Source organism: Candidatus Avedoeria danica (assembly GCA_016703025.1).
In the GTDB taxonomy this organism is placed as follows: Bacteria; Chloroflexota; Anaerolineae; order Epilineales; family Epilineaceae; genus Avedoeria; species Avedoeria danica.
In genome coordinates, this window is the sequence record JADJCV010000004.1 from 2,855,413 (window position 1) to 2,873,770 (window position 18,358).

13 protein-coding genes and 2 pseudogenes are annotated in these 18,358 nt (G+C 74.8%); 8 read left to right on the forward strand and 7 right to left on the reverse strand.

Annotated features, from left to right (window positions below; all coding sequences use genetic code 11):
• Window positions 1–110: 110 nt before the first annotated feature.
• The 3 genes from IPG72_14210 to IPG72_14220 all read right to left on the reverse strand — a co-directional run bounded on the left by IPG72_14210 (window position 111) and on the right by IPG72_14220 (window position 3,499).
• Window positions 111–908, reverse strand: coding sequence for an SUMF1/EgtB/PvdO family nonheme iron enzyme (locus tag IPG72_14210; protein ID MBK6770137.1), 798 nt, complete (start codon window positions 906–908; stop codon window positions 111–113).
• A 14-nt stretch (window positions 909–922) separates the two neighbouring features.
• Window positions 923–1,465, reverse strand: a complete 543-nt coding sequence (locus IPG72_14215) for an SUMF1/EgtB/PvdO family nonheme iron enzyme (protein ID MBK6770138.1) — start codon at window positions 1,463–1,465, stop codon at window positions 923–925.
• Window positions 1,466–1,816: 351 nt separating this feature from the next.
• Complete coding sequence (locus IPG72_14220; protein MBK6770139.1) at window positions 1,817–3,499, reverse strand: adenylate/guanylate cyclase domain-containing protein; 1,683 nt, start codon at window positions 3,497–3,499, stop codon at window positions 1,817–1,819.
• Window positions 3,500–3,582: 83 nt separating this feature from the next.
• Between IPG72_14220 and IPG72_14225 the strand changes: the two genes are divergently transcribed.
• From IPG72_14225 to nth, 6 genes and pseudogenes are all read left to right on the forward strand, one after another.
• Entirely contained in the window at window positions 3,583–3,846 is a 264-nt protein-coding gene (locus IPG72_14225) for a sulfurtransferase TusA family protein (GenBank protein MBK6770140.1), read from the forward strand.
• Window positions 3,847–3,852: 6 nt separating this feature from the next.
• Window positions 3,853–4,215 carry a DsrE family protein gene (locus tag IPG72_14230; GenBank protein ID MBK6770141.1) on the forward strand — a complete coding sequence of 121 codons (363 nt, stop codon included), beginning with the start codon at window positions 3,853–3,855 and terminating at the stop codon, window positions 4,213–4,215.
• 7 nt (window positions 4,216–4,222) lie between these two features.
• Window positions 4,223–5,803, forward strand: a pseudogene (locus IPG72_14235) (sulfurtransferase TusA family protein).
• Window positions 5,804–8,238: 2,435 nt separating this feature from the next.
• Window positions 8,239–8,637: pseudogene (locus tag IPG72_14240) on the forward strand (macrocin O-methyltransferase).
• A gap of 55 nt (window positions 8,638–8,692) precedes the next feature.
• On the forward strand, window positions 8,693–9,169 hold the full coding sequence (locus tag IPG72_14245; protein MBK6770142.1) for a class I SAM-dependent methyltransferase: 477 nt from the start codon (window positions 8,693–8,695) through the stop codon (window positions 9,167–9,169).
• Complete coding sequence (gene nth / locus IPG72_14250; protein ID MBK6770143.1) at window positions 9,153–9,821, forward strand: endonuclease III; 669 nt, start codon at window positions 9,153–9,155, stop codon at window positions 9,819–9,821. The genes IPG72_14245 and nth overlap by 17 nt, the downstream gene beginning before the upstream one ends.
• Here the strand turns inward: nth and lepB are convergent.
• The 3 genes from lepB to IPG72_14265 form a co-directional block, all read right to left on the reverse strand.
• Window positions 9,818–10,726 carry a signal peptidase I gene (lepB, locus tag IPG72_14255; GenBank protein MBK6770144.1) on the reverse strand — a complete coding sequence of 303 codons (909 nt, stop codon included), beginning with the start codon at window positions 10,724–10,726 and terminating at the stop codon, window positions 9,818–9,820. The two genes, nth and lepB, sit on opposite strands and share 4 nt — an antisense overlap.
• Window positions 10,727–10,833: 107 nt before the next feature.
• Window positions 10,834–11,991, reverse strand: a complete 1,158-nt coding sequence (locus IPG72_14260; protein MBK6770145.1) for a DNA double-strand break repair nuclease NurA — start codon at window positions 11,989–11,991, stop codon at window positions 10,834–10,836.
• 12 nt (window positions 11,992–12,003) lie between these two features.
• On the reverse strand, window positions 12,004–12,321 hold the full coding sequence (locus IPG72_14265) for a hypothetical protein (protein ID MBK6770146.1): 318 nt from the start codon (window positions 12,319–12,321) through the stop codon (window positions 12,004–12,006).
• A 263-nt stretch (window positions 12,322–12,584) separates the two neighbouring features.
• On the opposite strand from IPG72_14265, the gene IPG72_14270 reads away from it, so the two are divergent.
• Both IPG72_14270 and IPG72_14275 read left to right on the forward strand, forming a co-directional pair.
• Entirely contained in the window at window positions 12,585–12,851 is a 267-nt protein-coding gene (locus tag IPG72_14270) for a DUF2277 domain-containing protein (GenBank protein ID MBK6770147.1), read from the forward strand.
• Between the two features lie 155 nt (window positions 12,852–13,006).
• A complete protein-coding gene (locus IPG72_14275; GenBank protein MBK6770148.1) occupies window positions 13,007–15,385 on the forward strand; it encodes a hypothetical protein in 2,379 nt (792 codons plus the stop codon).
• A 57-nt stretch (window positions 15,386–15,442) separates the two neighbouring features.
• On the opposite strand, the gene IPG72_14280 is transcribed toward IPG72_14275, so the two are convergent.
• Complete coding sequence (locus IPG72_14280; GenBank protein MBK6770149.1) at window positions 15,443–18,358, reverse strand: phosphoribosylformylglycinamidine synthase; 2,916 nt, start codon at window positions 18,356–18,358, stop codon at window positions 15,443–15,445.

Here is an 18,358-nt window from a genome sequence, read left to right on the forward strand (position 1 = left end):
CCAACACGACGACATCGGTTCGGCGCCCAGCGGGAGTGGACGAACGGAAGCGGCTAGGGCGGCCGGCGGGCACCTCGCCACCCGTGCGCGGCGCTTCAGCGGACCGAGGATCAGAGGACGGGGGACGGCACCGAAACGAGAACCCGCAAGCCAAAGGTGTCGCTCCGGGCGTCAGGAACGCAGTGGTAGCGATAAGCGGCGCGGGAGGGCGTGGAATCTGCGTACCACCCGCCGCCCCGCAATACACGACGCACGCTCGGCCCGGTCTCCGCATCCTCCCGCCCGTCCGCGGCTTCATACGGATAGCCGTATTCCGGAACCTCATCGTCAGCCGCACCTGCCCCAAACAGGCTTGACGACCACTGGTAGACGTTGCCTGCAAGGTCTGCGACGCTCTCCGGCGTATCTCCATCTGGAAACGCCCCCACCGGGCTCGTCTGCTTCACCCACGCCTCGTACGTGTTCGCTCGCAGCCGGTCCCACTCCTCACCCCATGGATACCGACGCCCGTCCGTCCCACCTGCCGCGGCCTCCCACTCCACTTCCGTCGGCAGCCGCACCGCCAGCCCCGTCTGCGCCGCCAGCCATCCGCAATACGCCCGCGCCTCGTACCAGCACACCCCCACCACCGGCTGGGATGCATGGTTGTACCGCCCGTCCCGCCAGAACATTGGCTCCGTCTCCCGATGCGCCGGCCACTGCCTCTCCAGCACCGCCTCGAACCCTTCGTCGTCCAGTGCAAGCCAGCCCCGCCACCGCTCCAGGACCTCCGCGGCTGCGAAGTGGCCTTCCTGTTCCATTTGCTCAAACAGCGTCGGGTCGTCCTTGAAGCGTCTCTGCCATAGGCGGGAGTTGGTCTTAATCCATTCGTTCGCCAGCTCCCCCTGCCGCCAGCGGCGATCGTCCACCGTGTCCCACCACCTCAGCGCGCCGCCATGAAGCACGCCCACTCCGCGTTCGTCACCGGGTACTGTCCAATCTCGAACGCGGCTACAGTGACCTCGTGGCGCGGGATATGCGACCTGCTGGTCCCTGTGCTCCCAAAAAACGACCACTCGATCGGCTCATCCTCCCCGATCGGGTACACCCCGCCCGAGATTGCAACGAGCGGCGGCATCAAGTACGCCCCATGCGGCCCCTCCCGCCGCTCGAACCTCGGGTCCCCCAGGTCCCCCACCGCATACCCGCACGCGATCCGCTCCCGCAGATCCGCCGCTGCGTCCCGGCTGCGGTGCACCAGCGCCCACCGCAGCTCGTCCAGCAACGCCTCCGGCAACCGCGCCCGCAGCTCCGCCTGCGCCGCCGCCCGCCCCGCCAGCGCCAGGTTCGTCCCCATCACCCCCCGCACGAACGCCGCCGGATCGGCCGCCATCGCCGCCGCAAGGATCGTCGTCTCCTCCCAGCCCGTGCCCGGCAGCGGCGGAAGCGGGTCCGCTGGGTCCAGCGCGTCGATCACCTCGTCCACCGTCGGGCTTATGCGCCGCCCGCCACTCCACGCGCACCAGCTCCGGGTCGGACGTGAGGGCCAGCTGGCGGGCGGCGAAGTACTCCTGCACCAGCTGGTGGATGTACATCAGCTCCTGCGCGGCCTGATCCTCGTCCAAGACCGCGAGTGCTTCGCCGGCCGCGAGGATTGCCTCGTCCGCCGATGTGTCCAGCAGCTTCAGCGCATCGTCGTAGTCGATCCGCACCTGGCTGCCGCATCCGTCGTCTCGCGCCCGCTGCATGGCGTGCGCCAGTTCCGACAGCTTGGGGATCAGGACGCCGCGGTCGGGCAGGTCGTACGGCGTCTGCCACTTCCAGGCGGCCACGCGCTTCACGTTGCGGCTGTCGAGAATGTCGCCGGGCTCGAACAGTGCGTTCCCACGCTCCACTTCGCGCCGCAACGCCTGCCGCACGAACCCCGTGAACAGCGCGCGCGACCTGCAGGCAACTCACCGGTGGCGTCGACCTGCTCGACGAGCAGCGCCAGGAAGTACGGCGAACGCAGCACTTCCAACTGCGGGCTGCCCTCGAGCGCCGCCCAGATCTCACGCCAACGGCCGGGGCTGTACAGCGCCAGGAAGTCGCGCACCTGGTCGTCGGCGAGCGGCTCGATGCGCACCTGCGGCACGCGCAGGTCGGGCGTCGAAAGTGGCTGGCTGTAGTCCAGCGAGCGACAGCTGAAGATGACACGGTTGCCGGAGCGGGTGGCGACGAGCTGCTGCAGCCACGCCTTCCACAGCTGCACCCGCTCGCGGAAGTCGCGGTCGCTCGCGGACGGCATCTCGTTCAGGGCGTCGAGGAGGAGCGTGACGCGGCCTTCGGCGAGGAGGTCGTCGAGGGGCGGGAGGGCGGGGTTGCGCGCGGACCACTGCGCCGACAGCCACTCGCCAGGCGCGGGCGGTGGGTCGCCGGGGCGGGCTGCGGTATACGTGTTCAGCGAGACGAAGAACGTGACGCGATCACCGTCCGCCTCCCCTCGCAGCCCGGCGATGGCCGTGTCCAACTCCAAGTGCCGCAGCAGCGTCGACTTGCCGCCCCCCGGCGGCCCGAGAACGACGATCGCCGGGTCGCTCGCAGCCGAGAGCAGCGCACCGAGGTCGTCATACCGCTCCTCCTTGGCCGCCCACCGCCCGCTCGTCGACTCCTCGCCTTGGTCGATGAGGAGCGTCAGGCCCACGAAGCGGCCGTCCAGCCGGTACCGTGGCTGCGACCATTCGGCGACGCGGCCGAGGCGCCACTCGCGCCAGTCCGCGGGCTTGTGGCGGGCCAGCTCGGCGGCTTCGACGGTCGTCAGCGTGATCGCGTCGCCGGATTCGCTGCGCAGCGCGGACTCGAGGCGGGTCCACAGGCCGCCGCCGCCCGCCTCGCGTGAAGGCGAATCGGTGGCGGCGACCGCGTCTGCCTCGATGACGCGTACCCGGTCGCGCGGGTGCAGCGCCTCGGCCGTCGTCGGGGGCGTCGCGATTTCCGGCAAGCCGGGGCCTTCCAGCTGGAAGATGTGCTCGGTATGCCGCAGGTCCTTCAGCCGATGCTCACCCCAGTCGCGCAGTGCGCAGCCGTCGGGGAGGCGGTCGCGGACGATCTGCTGCGTCGCCAGCGAGACGAGCACCTGCCCGCCGTGCCCCGCGGCTTCCAGGCGGGCGACGCGGTTCACGGGTGGGCCGAAGTAGTCGCCGCCGCGCTCGTCCGCCTCGCCGGTGTGCAGGCCCATGCGCGATCGGAGTGGCGCCGCCTCGCCGAGCATCGACCAGTCGGCCGAGGCGAGCGACCGCTGGGCGTCGACCGTGGCCTCGACGGCGTCCTGGGCGCGGGCGAAGGCGGCGCAGAAGGCGTCGCCGACGGTCTTGAATACGTGGCCGTTGCGCGCTTCGATGGCCTCGCGCAGCAGGCGGTCGTGCTGCGCGAGGGCGGCCTGCATGGCGTCGCGGTCGCGTTCCCACAGGGCGGTGGAGCCGGCGATGTCGGTGAAGAGGAAGGTGACGGTGCCGGTGGGGAGGATGGGGAGAGCAGGCATGCGGGCGAGTATGCGCGAACCCGGATGCCGAGGCAAGCACCGCGCAGTCGCCCGGTCGGACCCGCTGCGTTATGATGCCGCCCATGGTCAACCTCCCGCCCGCCGCCGCCACCTGGGACGCCGGCGACCTCGGCTGCGGCGACCTCGTCATGCTCCTGCGCCCGCGCGTCCTGGCGCTGGCGCCCGGCGAGGTGCTGCACGTCGTGGCACGCGATCCCGGCGCGCCGGCGGACATGCCGGCGTGGTGCGGCCTCACGGGCCACGCCCTCGTCCACGCGGACCACCCGCACTACTTCATCCGCCGGCGCGCCATCGACCCAAGCGCGTCGCCCACCAACCTGGAGTGACTTCCCATGGCCGGATCTTTCTGTGTAAACCTGACCTATGCCAAGAACGACGCCGACAAGGCCACCGTCGCCTTCGTCGTCGCCAACGCGGCGCTGGCGTCCGACAAGGACACGTTGGTCTTCCTGTCCACCGAGGGCGTCCGACTGGCCGTCCGCGGCTACGCCGACGACGTTCACGAGCCGGGCTTCATGCCGCTGAGCGACCTCATGGCCAACTTCGCGGCGGCCGGCGGCCAGATCTACGTCTGCTCGCCGTGCTTCAAGCGCCGCGAGCTGGACGAGGGCGCGCTGGTGGACGGGGCGATGATCGTCGGCGGGGCAAAGTTGGTGGAGTTCTTGAGCGGCGGGGCGGCGTGCGTTTCCTGGTGAGCCGCACGTGACCGACCCCCTCCACCCCGACGTCACCTTCGACGGCGGCGACCTCGACTGCGGCGGCGGCCTGCTCCTGCTCATCCGTCGTCATATCGATCCGCTCCGGCGCGGGCAGCTGCTCGAGATCCGCTCGACCGAGCCGACCGTCGAGGTCGAGCTGCCGGCGTGGTGCCGGCTGACGGGCAATGAGCTGGTGCGGGTGACGAAGGACGGGCGCGAGCGGCGGTTCGTCGTGTGCAAGGGGGCGTTGGCGGAGCGGGTTGAGGGAGTAGGGAGTGCGACGGCGGCGAGAACCGATGTGTCCCATGGGTCCGATACGACGGATCCGTCGCCCGCGATGCCATCGACGCCCACCACGACCGCCACGCGATCCGCCGCCGGCGCCCGCCTCCTCGCCGGCATCGCCGCCGACCGCCGCCCCGTCTTCATCCCCGACCGCCTGCCCGAGCCCGCTCCCGCGCCGGCCATCGCCCCGCTGTCTGTCATGGGCATCGGCAGCTGGCCGCGGCCGGCGTGGCTGGGGCGGCTGCTGCACGAGCGGCTGGAAGGGCGCTTGGACGATGGGGCGTTCGAGGCGGCGGCGGACGACGCGGTGCGGCTGGCCGTCGCGGCGCAGGAGCGGGCGGGCGTGGACGTCGTGACGGACGGCGAGCAGCGGCGGGACAACTACGCCAGCTTCGTGGGCGCACGGCTGGACAACTGCCAGCTGATCCCCCTCGTCGACCTCCTGCCGCTCGTCGATGACCCGGCGCACTTCGAGGCCGAGATGCGCGCGCTCGACATTCCGGCCGCCGAAGTCCGCCACCCCGCCGTCTTCGGCCCGCTCTCCCGCCCCCGGCCGATCGCCGCCCACGAGCTGGCGTTCGCGCGCACGGTGACGAACCGGCCGATCAAGATCGCCCTGCCGGGGCCGTACCTCCTCAGCCGCACGATGTGGCTGGAGTGCGTGGCCGACAAGGTCTACGCGTCGCGCGAAGCGCTCGCCGACGACATCGTCCGCGTGCTGCGCGAAGAGGTGCACGATCTGCTGGCCGGCGGGGCCGCCATCGTCCAGTTCGACGAGCCGGTGCTGACCGAGGTTGTGTTCAGCGGCTCGCGCCCCGGCCGCAGCTTCATGTGCGGCGCGCTGTCCGACCGCCGCGACACCGCCCACGAGCTCGCGTTCGCCCGCGACCTGCTGATGCGCGTTGTCCACGGCCTCCCCCGCGAGCGCCTTGGCCTGCACATCTGCCGCGGCAACTGGTCCCGCGACGAGGCGAACGCGCTGGCGGGCGACTATCGCCCGCTCCTGCCGTTCCTGGCCGACGCGCCCGTCGGCACGCTGTTCCTCGAGCTCTGCACGCCCCGCGCGGGCGAGATCGACGTCCTAGCGGAGCTGCCGCGCGCGCTGCGCGTCGGTGTCGGCGTCGTGAACCAGAAGCTCGAGGCGGTCGAGGCGGTCGACGACATCGCGCGGCGCATCGAGCGGGCCGTCGACGTGTTCGGCGAAGGCCGGGTGCTCCTCACGCCCGATTGCGGCTTCGCGACGTTCGCGGACGCGCCGATGGCGGGGGCGGGGGTGGCGGAGGGGAAGATGGGGGCGATTGTGGCGGCGGTGGGCGGCGCCTGTCCACGGTCCGTCGCGAGGCTCGCGTGTCAGGATGACAGAATCCGCGCGGCGCCCGACTGTCGCCCCGCCCACGCCGAAAGAACCGCCCGGGGCCCCCCCCGCCCCCCCCCCCCCCCCCCGGGCGCCCCCCCCCCCCCCCCCGGGGGGGGCCGCGCCCCGGCGCCCGCCGGGGGGGGGGCCCCCCCCCCCCCCCCCCCCCCCCGCGCCCCCCACCCCCCCCCCCACACCCACCCCCCCCGCGGCGGCCCCCCCCCCCCCCCCCCCCCCCCCGCGGGGCCGCGGGGGGGGCCCCGCCGCCGGCCCCCCCGGGGGCGCGGGCGCGGGGGGGGGGGGGGGGGCGCCCGGCGCGGGGCGGGGGCCCCGGGGGGGGGGGGGGGGGGGGGGGGGGGGGGCCCGCCCCCCCCGGCGCGGGGCCCCCCCCCCCCCCCCCCCCCCCCCCCCGCGCCGCCCCGCCCCCCCCGCCCCGGCCCCGGGCGGCGGAGCGGTCCCCCCCCCCCCCCGCCCCCCCCCCCGGGGCGCGCGGCCAGCCGCCCCCGCCCCCCCCCCCCCCCCCCCCCCCCCCCCCCCCCCCCCCCCGGGGGGGGGGGGGGCGCCCCCCCCCGGGCCCCCCCCCCGCCGCCCCCCCCCCCCCCCCCCCCCCGGGGCCCCCCGGCCCCCCCCCCCGGCCCCGGCCCGGCCCCCCCCCCCCCCCCCCCCCCCGCCCCCCCGGCCGGCGCCGCCCCCCCCGCGCGCCCCCCCGCCCCCCCCCCCCCGCCCCCCCCCCCCCCCCCCCCCCCCCCCCCCCCCCCCCCCCCCCCCCCGCCCCCCCCCCCCCCCCCGCCGGCGCCCCCCCCGGCCCCCCCGGCCCCCCCCCCCCGCCCCCCCCGGGGCCGGGCGCGGGCGGGGGCCCGCCGGGGGCGGGGGGCCGCCCCCCCCCCCCCCCCCCGCCCCCCCCCCCCCCCGCCCCCGCCCCCCCCGCCCCCCCCCCCCCCCCCCCCGCGGCGGCCGCCGGGGGGGGCGGGGCCGGCCCCCGCGCCCCCCCCGCCGGGGGCGCGGGGGGGGGGGGGGACGGCGCCGCCCCCGGGCGCCCCCCCCCCCCCCCCCCCCCCCCCCCCCCCCCCGGCCCCCCCCCCCCCGGGGGGCCGCCCCCCCCGCGGCCCCCCCCCCCCCCCCCCCCCCCCCCCCCCCCCCGGCGCCCCCCCCCCCCCCCCCCCCCCCCCCCCCCCCCCCCCCCCCCGGGGGGCCGGGGGCGGCCGCCCGGGGGGGGGGCGGCGGCCGCGGGGGGGGGCGGGCCGGCGGCCCCCCGGCGGCCGGCCCCCGCCCCCCCCCCCCCGGCCCCCCCGGGCCGCCCCCCCCCCCCGCCCCCCCCCCCCCCCTCCCCGCCCCCCCCCGCGCCCCCCCCCCCCCCCGGGCGCCCCCCCCTGAACCTCCCCCCCCCCCGGGCCCACCCCCCGGCGGCCCCCCCCCGCCCCCCCCCCGGCGCCCCCCCCCCGGGCGGCGGGGGCCCCCCCCCCCCCCCCCCCCCCCGCCCCCCCCCCCCCACCCCCGCCCCCCCCCCCCCCCCCCGCCCCCCCCCCCCCGCCCCCCCCCACCCAGCGCGCCCCCCCCCACCACCCGCCCCAGCCCCCGCCCCCCCCCGCGGGCCCCCCCCCGCGGGGGCCCCCCCCCCCCCCCCCCCCGCCGGGGGGGGGCCCCCCCCCCCCCCCCCCCGCGCCCGCGCCCCCCCCCCCCCCCCCCCCCCCCCCCCCCCCCCCCCCCGCCCCCCCCCCCCCCCCCCCCCCCCCCCCCCCCCCCCGCCCCCCCCCCCCCCCCCCCGCCGCCCCCCCCCGGGGCCCCCCCGCGCGGCCGCCCGGGGGGGGGGGGGCCCCGGCCGCCCCCCCCCCGCCCCCCCCCGCGCCCCCGCCCCCCCCCGCCCCCCCCCCCGGCCCCCCCCCGCCCCCCGGGGCCCCCCCCGGGGCCCGGCGGGCCGGGGGGGGGCGGGGGGGGGGGGCCGGGCCCCGGGGGGGGGGGCGGGGCGCGCGCCCCGGCCCGGGCGGGGGGGGGGCGGCGGCGGGCGGGCGGGGGGCCGGGGGCCCGGGGGGGCGGGGGCCCCCCGCCCGGCGGGGGCGGCGGGCCCCCGGGGGGGGGGGGGCGGGGCCCCGGGGGGGGGGGGGGGGGGCCAAAGGGCGGGGGGGGGGGGGGGGGCGCCCCGGGGGCGGGGGGGGCGGGGGGGGCCCCCCGGGGGGGGGGGGGGGGGGGGGGGGGGGGGGCGGCGGGGGGGGGGGGGGGGGCCGGGGGGCGGCCGGGGGGGGGCCGGGGGGGCCGCCGGGGGGGGGGGGGGGGGGGGGGGGGCAACCCCGGGGGTGGCGGGGGGGGGGGGGGGGGGGGGGGGGGGGGGGGGGGGGGGGGGGCCGGCGCCGTCTGCGCCCGTGCCGTCCGCTGCCGACCGCTACATCGACCTCCTCACCGCCGTCCTCCTGCGCGAGGTCGGCGGCGAGCGCTACCGCGCCCCCGTGCCGACGACCCCCGCCCGCCGCTTCCTCGCCCAACTCGCCGCCCACCTCCTCGCCCCCCTCGGTTTCGCCCTCGTCCGCCCCGTCGCCGTCGACCCGGCCGCCCGCGCCGTCGGGCGCGACCTGCCGCCGGAGGCCGAGACGATGATCGGGCGGCGGCGGATGGACAACGTCGCGATGTGCGTGCGGGACGTGCTGGCGCGGGGCGTGCCGGGCGACGTGATCGAGTGCGGGGTGTGGCGGGGCGGGGCGACGATCCTGATGCGCGGCGTGCTGGCGGCGTACGGCATCGACGACCGGACGGTGTGGGTCGCGGACTCGTTCCAGGGACTGCCGGCGTCCGTGCCGGCAGCGGCAGGAGGTCGCAGTCGACATCGACAGGCGCAAGGCCTCGATGTCGCAATCAACCTCGCAATCGACCTCGACCTCGACGTCCGGCGCACGGCTCGACCACCGCGACGCCGTCGCCGAGCGCGTCCTGGCGATCCCGCTCGACGTCGTCCGCACCAACTTCGCCCGCTACGGCCTGCTCGACGACCGCGTCCGATTCCTGCCGGGCTGGTTCGCGGACACGCTGCCGGCCGCGCCGATCGCTCAGCTGGCCGTGCTGCGGATCGACGCCGACCTGTACGCCTCGACGCACGACGCGCTGACGGCGCTCTATCCGCGCCTCTCACCGGGCGGTTGGTGCATCATCGACGACTATGGCGACGGAGCGGGGTGCAGGGCAGCGGTCGATGCGTACCGCGCGGCGCACGGCATCGCGGCGCCGCTCATTCCCGTCGATCACACAGGCGTCTGCTGGCGCAAGGGAGCGGACGATGGGCACGACGAACGCGGCCACGGAAGCAGTCATGACCGCCCACGATAAGGCTGAGCGCATTCAGGCCGTCCTCGACGACCTCTACCCGTCCGTCCCGATCCCGCTCGACCACGTCGATCCGTTCACGCTCCTCGTCGCCGTCGTGCTGAGCGCGCAGACGACGGACAAGAAGGTGAACCAGGTCACGCCGGCGCTGTTCGCGCGGGCCGGCGACGCGGCGGCGATGGCGTCGCTCGATGTCGAAACCGTCCACGGGATGATCCGCGAAGTCGGGCTCGCGCCGCAGAAGGCGAAGGCGATCGTCGGGCTGTCGCGCCTGCTCGTGGAGCGGCACGGTGGGCAGGTGCCGCGGACGTTCGCCGAGCTCGAGGCGCTGCCGGGCGTCGGGCACAAGACGGCATCCGTCGTCATGGCGCAGGCGTTCGGGATCCCGGCCTTCCCGGTGGACACGCACATCCATCGGTTGGCGACGCGGTGGGGGTTGTCCGAGGGGAAGAACGTCGAGCACGTCGAGCGCGACCTGAAGGCGGCGTTCCCGGAGGACCGCTGGATCCAGCTCCACCTGCAGATCATCCAGTTCGGCCGCGACCGCTGCCCGGCCCGCTTCCACGACCTGGCGACCTGCCCGATCTGCAGCTGGGCCGCCTCGGCGGAACGGATCGCAGATGAGACGTCCCGCCTGCCGAAGGGGCGGCGCTAACCGTCCGACTGGGGGTTGGTGTCGGTCGCCGGTTTGGCGTCGCCAGCGGCATCGCTTGCGTCACTCGCATCGACGCCGCCCTCCAGCGGCGCCGCGTACAAGCGCGGCGTCTTGTGCAGCCATGCCAAATCGTCCAGCGGCCAGAAGATGGCCCACGCCCGCCCGACGATCCGCTCGCGCTTCACCGGGCCGTGCATGCGCGAGTCGGCGGAGCTGGGCCGGTTGTCGCCCATGACGAAGAACTCATCGTCCGCGAGTTCGATCACGGGCTTCGACTCAGCCGCATGCTGGACGAGGTAGGGCTCGTCGAGGCGTTCGCCGTTCACGAAGACCTCGCCGTCCTGCATCGTCAACGTGTCGCCGGGCAGGCCGACGATCCGCTTGACGTACAGCTTGTCCTCGTCCCAGGCTCGGAACACGACGACGTCGCCGCGCGCGAGCTCGCCGACGGTGCGCCACGAGACGCGGTCGACGAAGATCCGATCGCCGGGGTCGAGCGTCGGCAGCATGCTGATGTTCTCGACGATGAACTGCCGCATGACGGCCTGGATGCCGAGGAACAACAACCCGGCCATGCACAGCGCCTCGACGACGTCCCTGCCGAGGCCGCGGCGTCGACGGACCGTCGGCAACTGACCGGCCAGCGGCGCACCCTCCGCCGCCACCATCGCGTCCGCAGCCTCGTCCCACTCGGACGGCACGTCGCGGTTCACGGCCACCCAGCCGTCGCGCGTGTGGACCCACTCATACGCCACGGGGCGCTGCCCGGCGCCGGCGGTGCCGATGACGGGCGCCGATTCCGCGGGATGGATGATCGCAGGTATCCCCGCATCGTCGCCGTGACCGGCGTCACTGCCTCGGTCGTCGGTGCCGTTCGGCACGGGGTTCGGGTTGGGCCAGTCCATCGCGTCGCGCTCCATGGCGCGGAAGGGTAGCGGCGGCGGGTTAGGGCAGGATGAGACGGGACCGAATGGTAGCAGAGGCCGAGGTCTCGATCGCCCCTCGTCGCCGTCTACCCCCTCGCCCCCGCGAACCGCCGCTCCCCCCGATCCAACCGCACCCGCACCCCCAGCATCTGCTCGATCACCGGCACATACACGTCCGCCACCGTGCTCCGACTCAGCCGCACCTCACGGTCGACCGAGTAGAGTAGCGCGTTGTAGACGGCTAGGCCGCCGTAGTCGGCCTGCAGCAGCGCCAGCGTCGGCGCGATCGCCGCCACCCCGTCCGGCACGACGGCCCCGCCATGTTCGCCCGCGATGTCGGCCAGTGTCGCATCCAGCCCACACTGGTGCGCCGGAACGTCGATCCGCAGTGCGTCGTCCAGCTCGGAAAAGCGGACGAAGCAGCTGACGATCGCCGGGCTGGCGCCCACGTCGTCCCGCTCGAGGATCGCCCGCGAGCCGCCGACGAACGCGCGCGTGCCCAGCACGACGGGCGTCGAGACGCCGGCGCGCTCGTCCGTGTAGCGATGGATCATCGCCGAGTCCGTCAGCTCGTCGGGGACGGTCAGGTCGCCGCCGCGGCCGTCGTCGGCAAGCCACAGCTTGCAGTGCGCGGCCTCGCGGCTCGTCTTGGAGACAGCGACGATGTGGACGCCGCGCGCCCGGGCCGTCGCGAGCAGCTCAAGGTAGCCGGCCAGAATCGCATCGGGCAGGTGGGCGCCCGCCGGTGCGTCGCCACGCGGCGCCCCGTCCCCGGTCGCGCTCTCGCCCGGCAGCGAGTAGAGCTGCGGCAGCCAGCCGTACAGCGCGCCGTCGAGGAAGACGACGCTGCCGGGCGCCGCCACGGCGACGACCTCGCACGCCACGCCGATCTCGTGCTGCCGTTGGAGCAGGTCCGCGTAGCGGCTGGCCGTCGAGGCGGCGGTGGACGGCGGCAGGACCTCCATCCCGCCGCGCTGGAAGGCCTCGCCGCCGTCCTTGAGCGCCAAGGCGCGGACGATAAAGAGGTAGCTCCCGTCGTCGAGGTCGACCTGGACGATGCTGCCGTCGACGGCGTAGGCCGGCCAAGTGGCGGCACCGGGCGGTGCCGGGAGGGCATGCCAGTGCGACGCGACGTAGGCCGGCAGCGCGTCGACGGCCGCCTTCGGCTCGCCGCTGAGGGCCGCGGTCAGGCGGGCGCGATCGCGTTCGATCTGGGCGGTGAGGGTGTCGAGGAAGTCGGCCAAAATGGGCGCCGTTCAGTCGAATGCGTCGATGCGGCGGCGGTAACCCTGGACGGCCGCGACGCCGGCAAGCGCAAAGGCGATGCGGGTGCCCACGTGCAACAGCGCGGCATCGCCGGCCGGATCGCCGCCGCGCCCCGCCCACGCCTCGAACGCCTGCCCGATGCCCACGATCAGCAGGCAGGCGAACGTCAGCGCCCACCACAGATCGCGGCGCTGCCGGAAGGCGCGGTGGCGCGGCAGCGCCATGAGCAGCCCGACGGCCCACGCCAAGCTGGCTGCGGCGGCGAGTGCAAGGTCGATCGTGGCGACGGAAGCGGCGGCATCGGGCATTGCGGAACGTCCTGCGGTGCGTGGATGGCACGGACACGAAACCGCGTCCGGTCGACATCCGAGCGGGCGATGGCGTTGACGATTGGTGTCGATGTCATGTTGGCGTTGAGTCCCTCGCCCGTCAATCGTCGGCGGGTACGTGCGCGGTTGCGGGCGTGTCGGCAGCGACCAACCCGCCGATGCCGGGGCGATGCGGACAGCGGGCGCCGATCGCATTGCCCCGACTATCATGAAGCCCGTTCGGATTCCGAAAGGACCGCCCGATGTGCCGCAGCATCAAGCCCCTCCACAACCTCGCCCCGCCCGCCACGGACGACGAGGTCGCCGCGGCAGCCCGCCAGTTCGTCCGCAAGCTGAGCGGGTGCCACACGCCGTCCCGCGCCAACGCCGCCGCCTTCGAACAGGCGGTCGCCGCCGTGGCCGCCGCCGCCCGCACGCTGCTCGACGACCTCGTGACGAGCGCCCCGGCGCGCGACCGCGAGGTCGAGGCGGCCAAGGCGCGGGCGAGGGCGGTGACGCGACGCCATTAGGGACCGGGCAGAGAGACCGGGCCGAGAGACCGGGTACGAGTCTGCTCTGCCCGACGTTCCATGCGGCCGGCTCCCGAGTCATGCCCCATGCGTGCGTGATGGCCGCAAACGACAGGCCGCGGTATGCTTGCGTTGCAGGAACGGGGGCCCAATCCATGACGTCGTCACGCCGATCCTCCCAGCCACCGACATCTACGGCTGCCGACGGCACGCTCGCGCGCGATATGGGCGTCGACGAGCGTGCGTACGGCGACGATGTCGAAGTGGAAGATGATGTGCGCGTCGACGACCACGGCGATCCGGTACGCGACGTACATGATCCGGTACATGATCCGATCGCCGAACAGAACGTCGCGCTGCGCCGGCGCGTCGCCGACCTCGAGCGGTCGCTGGCGGAACGCGACCGCGATCGCGCGCGTGATCGCTTTCCGCGTGCCCTATCGACAACCATCCATTGGCGTTGGCTCGCGCTGTGGTTGCTCCTGACCACGCTGGCCGCCGCTGGCCCGCTCCTGGTCGTCACCGACCGCTGGCTCGATGTCGCGTCCGTGCGGCAACTGGCGAGAGGGCTGTGGTGCCGCAGCACTTTCCTGTGCGCGAGCGCCTTGCCGGCCTATTTCGCACTTGTCGGCCTTGCCTCTGCCACACTGATCGCGGTCGCGCTCGCCCTGCGCCCGTCGCCGGACGCGTTCCGTGCGGACGACGGCCCGCCTATCCCGACCGAATCGCTTGGCCCCCCCAAGCCCGCGCGGCCGTTCGCGGCGATCTGGCACCGCTATGGCGAACGTTTCGTCGGCCTCGCCGTACTGCAGCTGGCCCTGCTCTCAGCACTGTACGGCCTGTACGGCGCGCGCGAGCCGGTGCTCGCACCGCTGGTCGTCGCCGCCGGCGCGGCGTGGTGCGTTCGCAGTGAGCTTCGTCGTGCCGGCCCGGCCTTCTGGCTGACGGCCCTGGCGCTCATCCTCGGCGCCCACAATATGAACGCGTGGTGGTTCGCCGTGGTGGGGGACGAGTACGGCTACTACGACCTGGCGCGCGACGTCGCGCTGCACATGCCGCTGACCACCGCCCTCGGCAACCTTCTGGACAGCAACTGGTCGTTCGGCAGCTATCCGTTCGGGTCGACGTTCATCCAGGCCACGTTCATGCGCCTCTTCGGCACGGGCAACTTCGGCTGGCGGATCGGCAGCATCGGCACCGCCGCGCTGTCTCTGCCGCTGCTGGCCGTCTTCTACGGCGGCTTCATGCGCCGAGGCGTCGCAGTGTCAGCCTTGGCGTTCCTGGCATCGTCCCACTACCTCATGTCGTTCGGCAAGATCGGCTACGACAACCTGCAAGCCCTGTTGGCCATGGCGCTGGTGCTGGCCGCGGCCACGTGGTCGATCCGCTCGCGCACGCGCAGCGCCGCCGCCGGCCTCGGCATCGCTGTCGGCCTGTGCTTCTACGTGTTCCCGGGCGCCCTGTTCGCACCGCTGATCGGCGCCCTGCTCGTGCTGTGCATGGACCGGCCGTACGACCGCGGTGCGCTGCGGCGCTGGGCGCTGGCGGGCGGCGTCGCGCTGGCGGCGGCCGCGCCGATGCTGGCGCAGGCCACCTTCTGGTCCGAACAGCGCGTGGGGATGCTGCGCCACAACTCGGCGCTCACGGCCGCCGCGGCGCCGGGTTGGAGAGACGTCGCGCACAACGTCCTCTACGCCCTCGCCACGCCGTTCTATACCGTCGATGAGAGCCACTTCGTCGCCGTCGGCCACCTGGACCCGCTCACTGCCGGCTTCATGGCACTCGGCGTGGCGTGCGCGATCGGTATGGCCCGCCGCGACGGGTTCGCCCGCTTCCTGTTGCTTGCGTACGCCGTCTCGGCCGTGCTCGTCGGCGCGCTGCACGGCAAGGCCACGCCGCCGAACACGCGGATGTTCCTGCTGCTGCCGTGGTACGCCGCCTTCGCAGCCATCGGCTTGGCATGGTCGGGCGCGCTCGCGGCGCGTGCCTGGCCAGCGCTGGCAGGCCGCCGCCCGCGAAGCGCCCTGGCCGCCGTGGTCCTGATCGCGGCGCTTGCCCTCAACCTCTACCAGGCCGATGTCCTGTCCCGCCGCCGTCTCGCCGGGCGCTACCAGCCCCCGCCCACGACATTCATGCGCCTCGCGATGGCCGAGGCCGATCGGCGCGGGCCCGATGCCGTCGGCCCGACGTACCTCATCGTCCATCACCCCCAGACGCTGTACGTCGGGTCGCTGCGCAAGCTGATCGCGGTCTACGGCCTGCCGTTGGGCCCGGGCCAGGTGATCGGCGTCGATGTGGGCCCGGAACAGGACGAGGCCAAGACACCGATCGACGCGCTGACCGCGGCTCGCTTGAGCGATCCGGACACGCTCGCGATCATCCCGACGGACGTCGGCGCGGCGCAGCGCGCGCCGTTCGAGGCGGCGCTGCAGGCGAGCGGAAAACACGCGTGCGAGTGGCGCAACGAGGCGAAGCAGCCGACGTTCGTGGTGTGGCTGGGGGGAGCATACGACGGGTTGTGCGTTCCGCCGTAGGGCGGTGCGCTCAGGGCGACTCTCAGGGCGACTCTCAGGCGCGCCCAGCGAAAGACGCTAGTGAAAGACGAAGCGCATCGCCGATTCCCATGCTTCCTGCAGGGCGGCGATGCCGATTCGCGCCAGCTCCCGCCCGCCGTCACTGAGCCGCAGCTCACGCGCGTCGATCGTCCGGCCGATGACGGCATGCGGAACGCCGGTGAACGCGGCGACGTCGGCCGGGTCGACGACCTCGCACACGAACACGCCGGCCGTCTCGTTGAACAGCGCCACATCGGGTCGCATCCGGCGGTCCGCCGTTCCGCTCCCGACGCCCGCTTCGAACTCAAGCGCCGCAAGGTCGATCTCGGCTCCGCGGTCGCCGCCGAAGCCCATCTCGGCCAGGCACGCCAGCAGGCCGCCCTCGCTCACGTCGTGGCACGACAGCACGCGGTCGCCGGCGATGGCGGCGTGCACGGCGTCGAGGACGCGGGGCAGCACCATGAGATCGACGTGCGGCGCGTCGACGCCGCGCAGGCCGTGCACGTCCAGGTAGACCGAACCGCCGAGGCCGTGGCCGCGGAGCGGATCGACGTCCCGGGCGCCGACAAGGACGAGCGTCGAGCCGGAGCGCTTGAAGTCGGACGACGTCGTCTTGGCGACGTCGGGGATGCGGCCGAAGACCGAGATGCACAGGACGGGCGGGATCTCGAGCACGGTGCCGTCCGGGTAGCGGTACGTGGACGACAGCGAGTCCTTGCCGCTGATGAACGGCCGGCCGAGCGCGTGCATGACATCGACGCACGCATCGACCGCCCGGTCGAGCCCGCCGAGCGCCGGCCCGTCCGGCACGGGCCAGATGAAGTTGTCGATCAAGCCGACCTCGCGCGGGTTGCCGCCGACGGCGACGAGGTTCGCCATCGCCTCGGCCGCGGCCCAGATCCCGCCCCAGTACGGGTCGAACGTGTTCAGCACCGGGTTCAGGCCGTGGGCGATGACGAGGCCGTACGGCTTGTCGGGGAGGGGCGCGAGCACGGCCGCATCACCGGGCGCGTCGCCCTCCCGCCCGCCGAACGGCGGCAGGACGCCCATCGCCTGCACGGTGTGGTCGTACTGCCGGACGATCGGCTCCTTGGAGGCCACGTTCGGGTGGGCCATCACGCGACGGGCGAGGTCGATCCAGGCGTCATTCGATGCCGGAAGTGCCGGCAGCGCCGACCGTGCAGCCACGTCGCCGTCGACGGTGCGGGCCGTCCACGTGCCGGTCAGCGTCTTGTCGGGCAGCCCGTCGTGCATGAACCCCATCGCCAGCTCGCCGACGACCTCGCCCGCATAGCGGACGACGAGCCGGCCGGTCGGGAGGAACGCGCCGACGTCGACGGCTTCGACGTTGTAAGTGGCGCAGATCGCCAGGACGCGCGCGACGTCTTCGGGGGCGACGGCGGCGACCATGCGCTCCTGGCTCTCGGAGAGATAGATTTCCCACGGCGCAAGCCCGGTGTATTTGAGCGGCGCCCGGTCGAGCTCGACCTCGGCGCCCAGCCGCTCGCCCATCTCGCCGATCGCCGACGAGAAGCCGCCGGCGCCGCAATCCGTCAGCGCCTGGAGCAGCCCGTCGTCGCGACACACCAGCAGCGCGTCGAGCAGCCGCTTCTCCTCGACCGCGTTGCCGATCTGCACCGCCTGGCTGTTGACGGTGATCGTGTCGGCCGTCATCGCCGTCGAGCTGAACGTGGCGCCGTGGATCCCGTCGCGGCCGGTGCGGCCGCCGAGCACGACGATCCGGTCGCCGGGGCGCGGATGGCCCTTGACCGCCCGATCCTCCGGCAGGAGGCCGTACGCGCCGACGATGACCGTCGGCTTGGCGCGGAAATCGGGGTGGAAGTGCACGCTGCCGTTGTTCGTCGGGATGCCCATTCGGTTGCCGTAATCCCGCACGCCGGCGACCACGCGCCGCAGGAGGTAGTCCGGCGGCAGCGCGCCAGGCGGGACGTCCGCGGGGGGCAGGTCGGGCGGGGCGAAGCAGAACATGTCCGTCGAGGCGATGACGCGCGCACCCTGGCCGGTGCCGAGGACATCGCGGAAGACGCCGCCCGAGCCCGTCATCGCCCCACCGTACGGCTCGATCGCCGACGGGCTGTTGTGCGTCTCGACCTTGCCGCAGACGGCCCAGCCGTCGTAGAAGCGCAGGACGCCCGAGTTGTCGACGAACGCCGAGACGACGAGGTCGTCGTAGCGCCGCGAAGTCTCCTTGAGCCGTTGCATGAACGGCGCCTTCAGCACGCCGTCGATGAGAACCGGGCGCTTGAACGTCTTGTGGACGCAGTGCTCGCTCCAAGTCTGCGCCAGGATCTCGAGCTCGAGGTCCGTCGGGTCGCGCCCGAGTTCCTCGAAGTACTCGCGGATCGCGTGCATCTCGTCCAAGTCGAGATACAGGCCGTCGTTCGACAGCCGCACCAGCGCGTCGTCGTCCATCCCGCGCAGCGCGATCCGCCGGGTCGGCCCCGGCTGGCCCTCGATGAGGAGCGTCGCGGGCGGTTCGGCGACGACGCGCTCGATCGTCGGGTTCACCAGGAGGCGGTGGACGACGCGGTCGACGTCGGTCGTGGAAAGGGCATCCATTGCTGCCGGGTAGAACGCGTACTCCCGGCTCGCGTCGACCGCGACGAGATCGACGCCGAGGTCCGCCGCCGCCTTCAGGATGGACGCCGCTTCCGGGTTCATCACCCCGGGCAGGTACGCCACCTCGACGACGTGCGCCGCGTCGGTCAGGATCGGCGCGTCGATCGTCCAGTCGTGGTCGACCGGCTCGCACAGCAACGCCTCGGCCAGTCGGCGGGCCGCAGCCTCGTCGGCGCCCTCCAAGCGGAATACGCGCACCGTGCGAACCCGGCCGATCGCCGCGAGGCCGAGCGTGCGGCGGATCTCCGCAAGGACATCGCGGCCAACGGGATCGGTGTCGGCCTTGGCGGCGACGCGGATGGTGTGGATCAT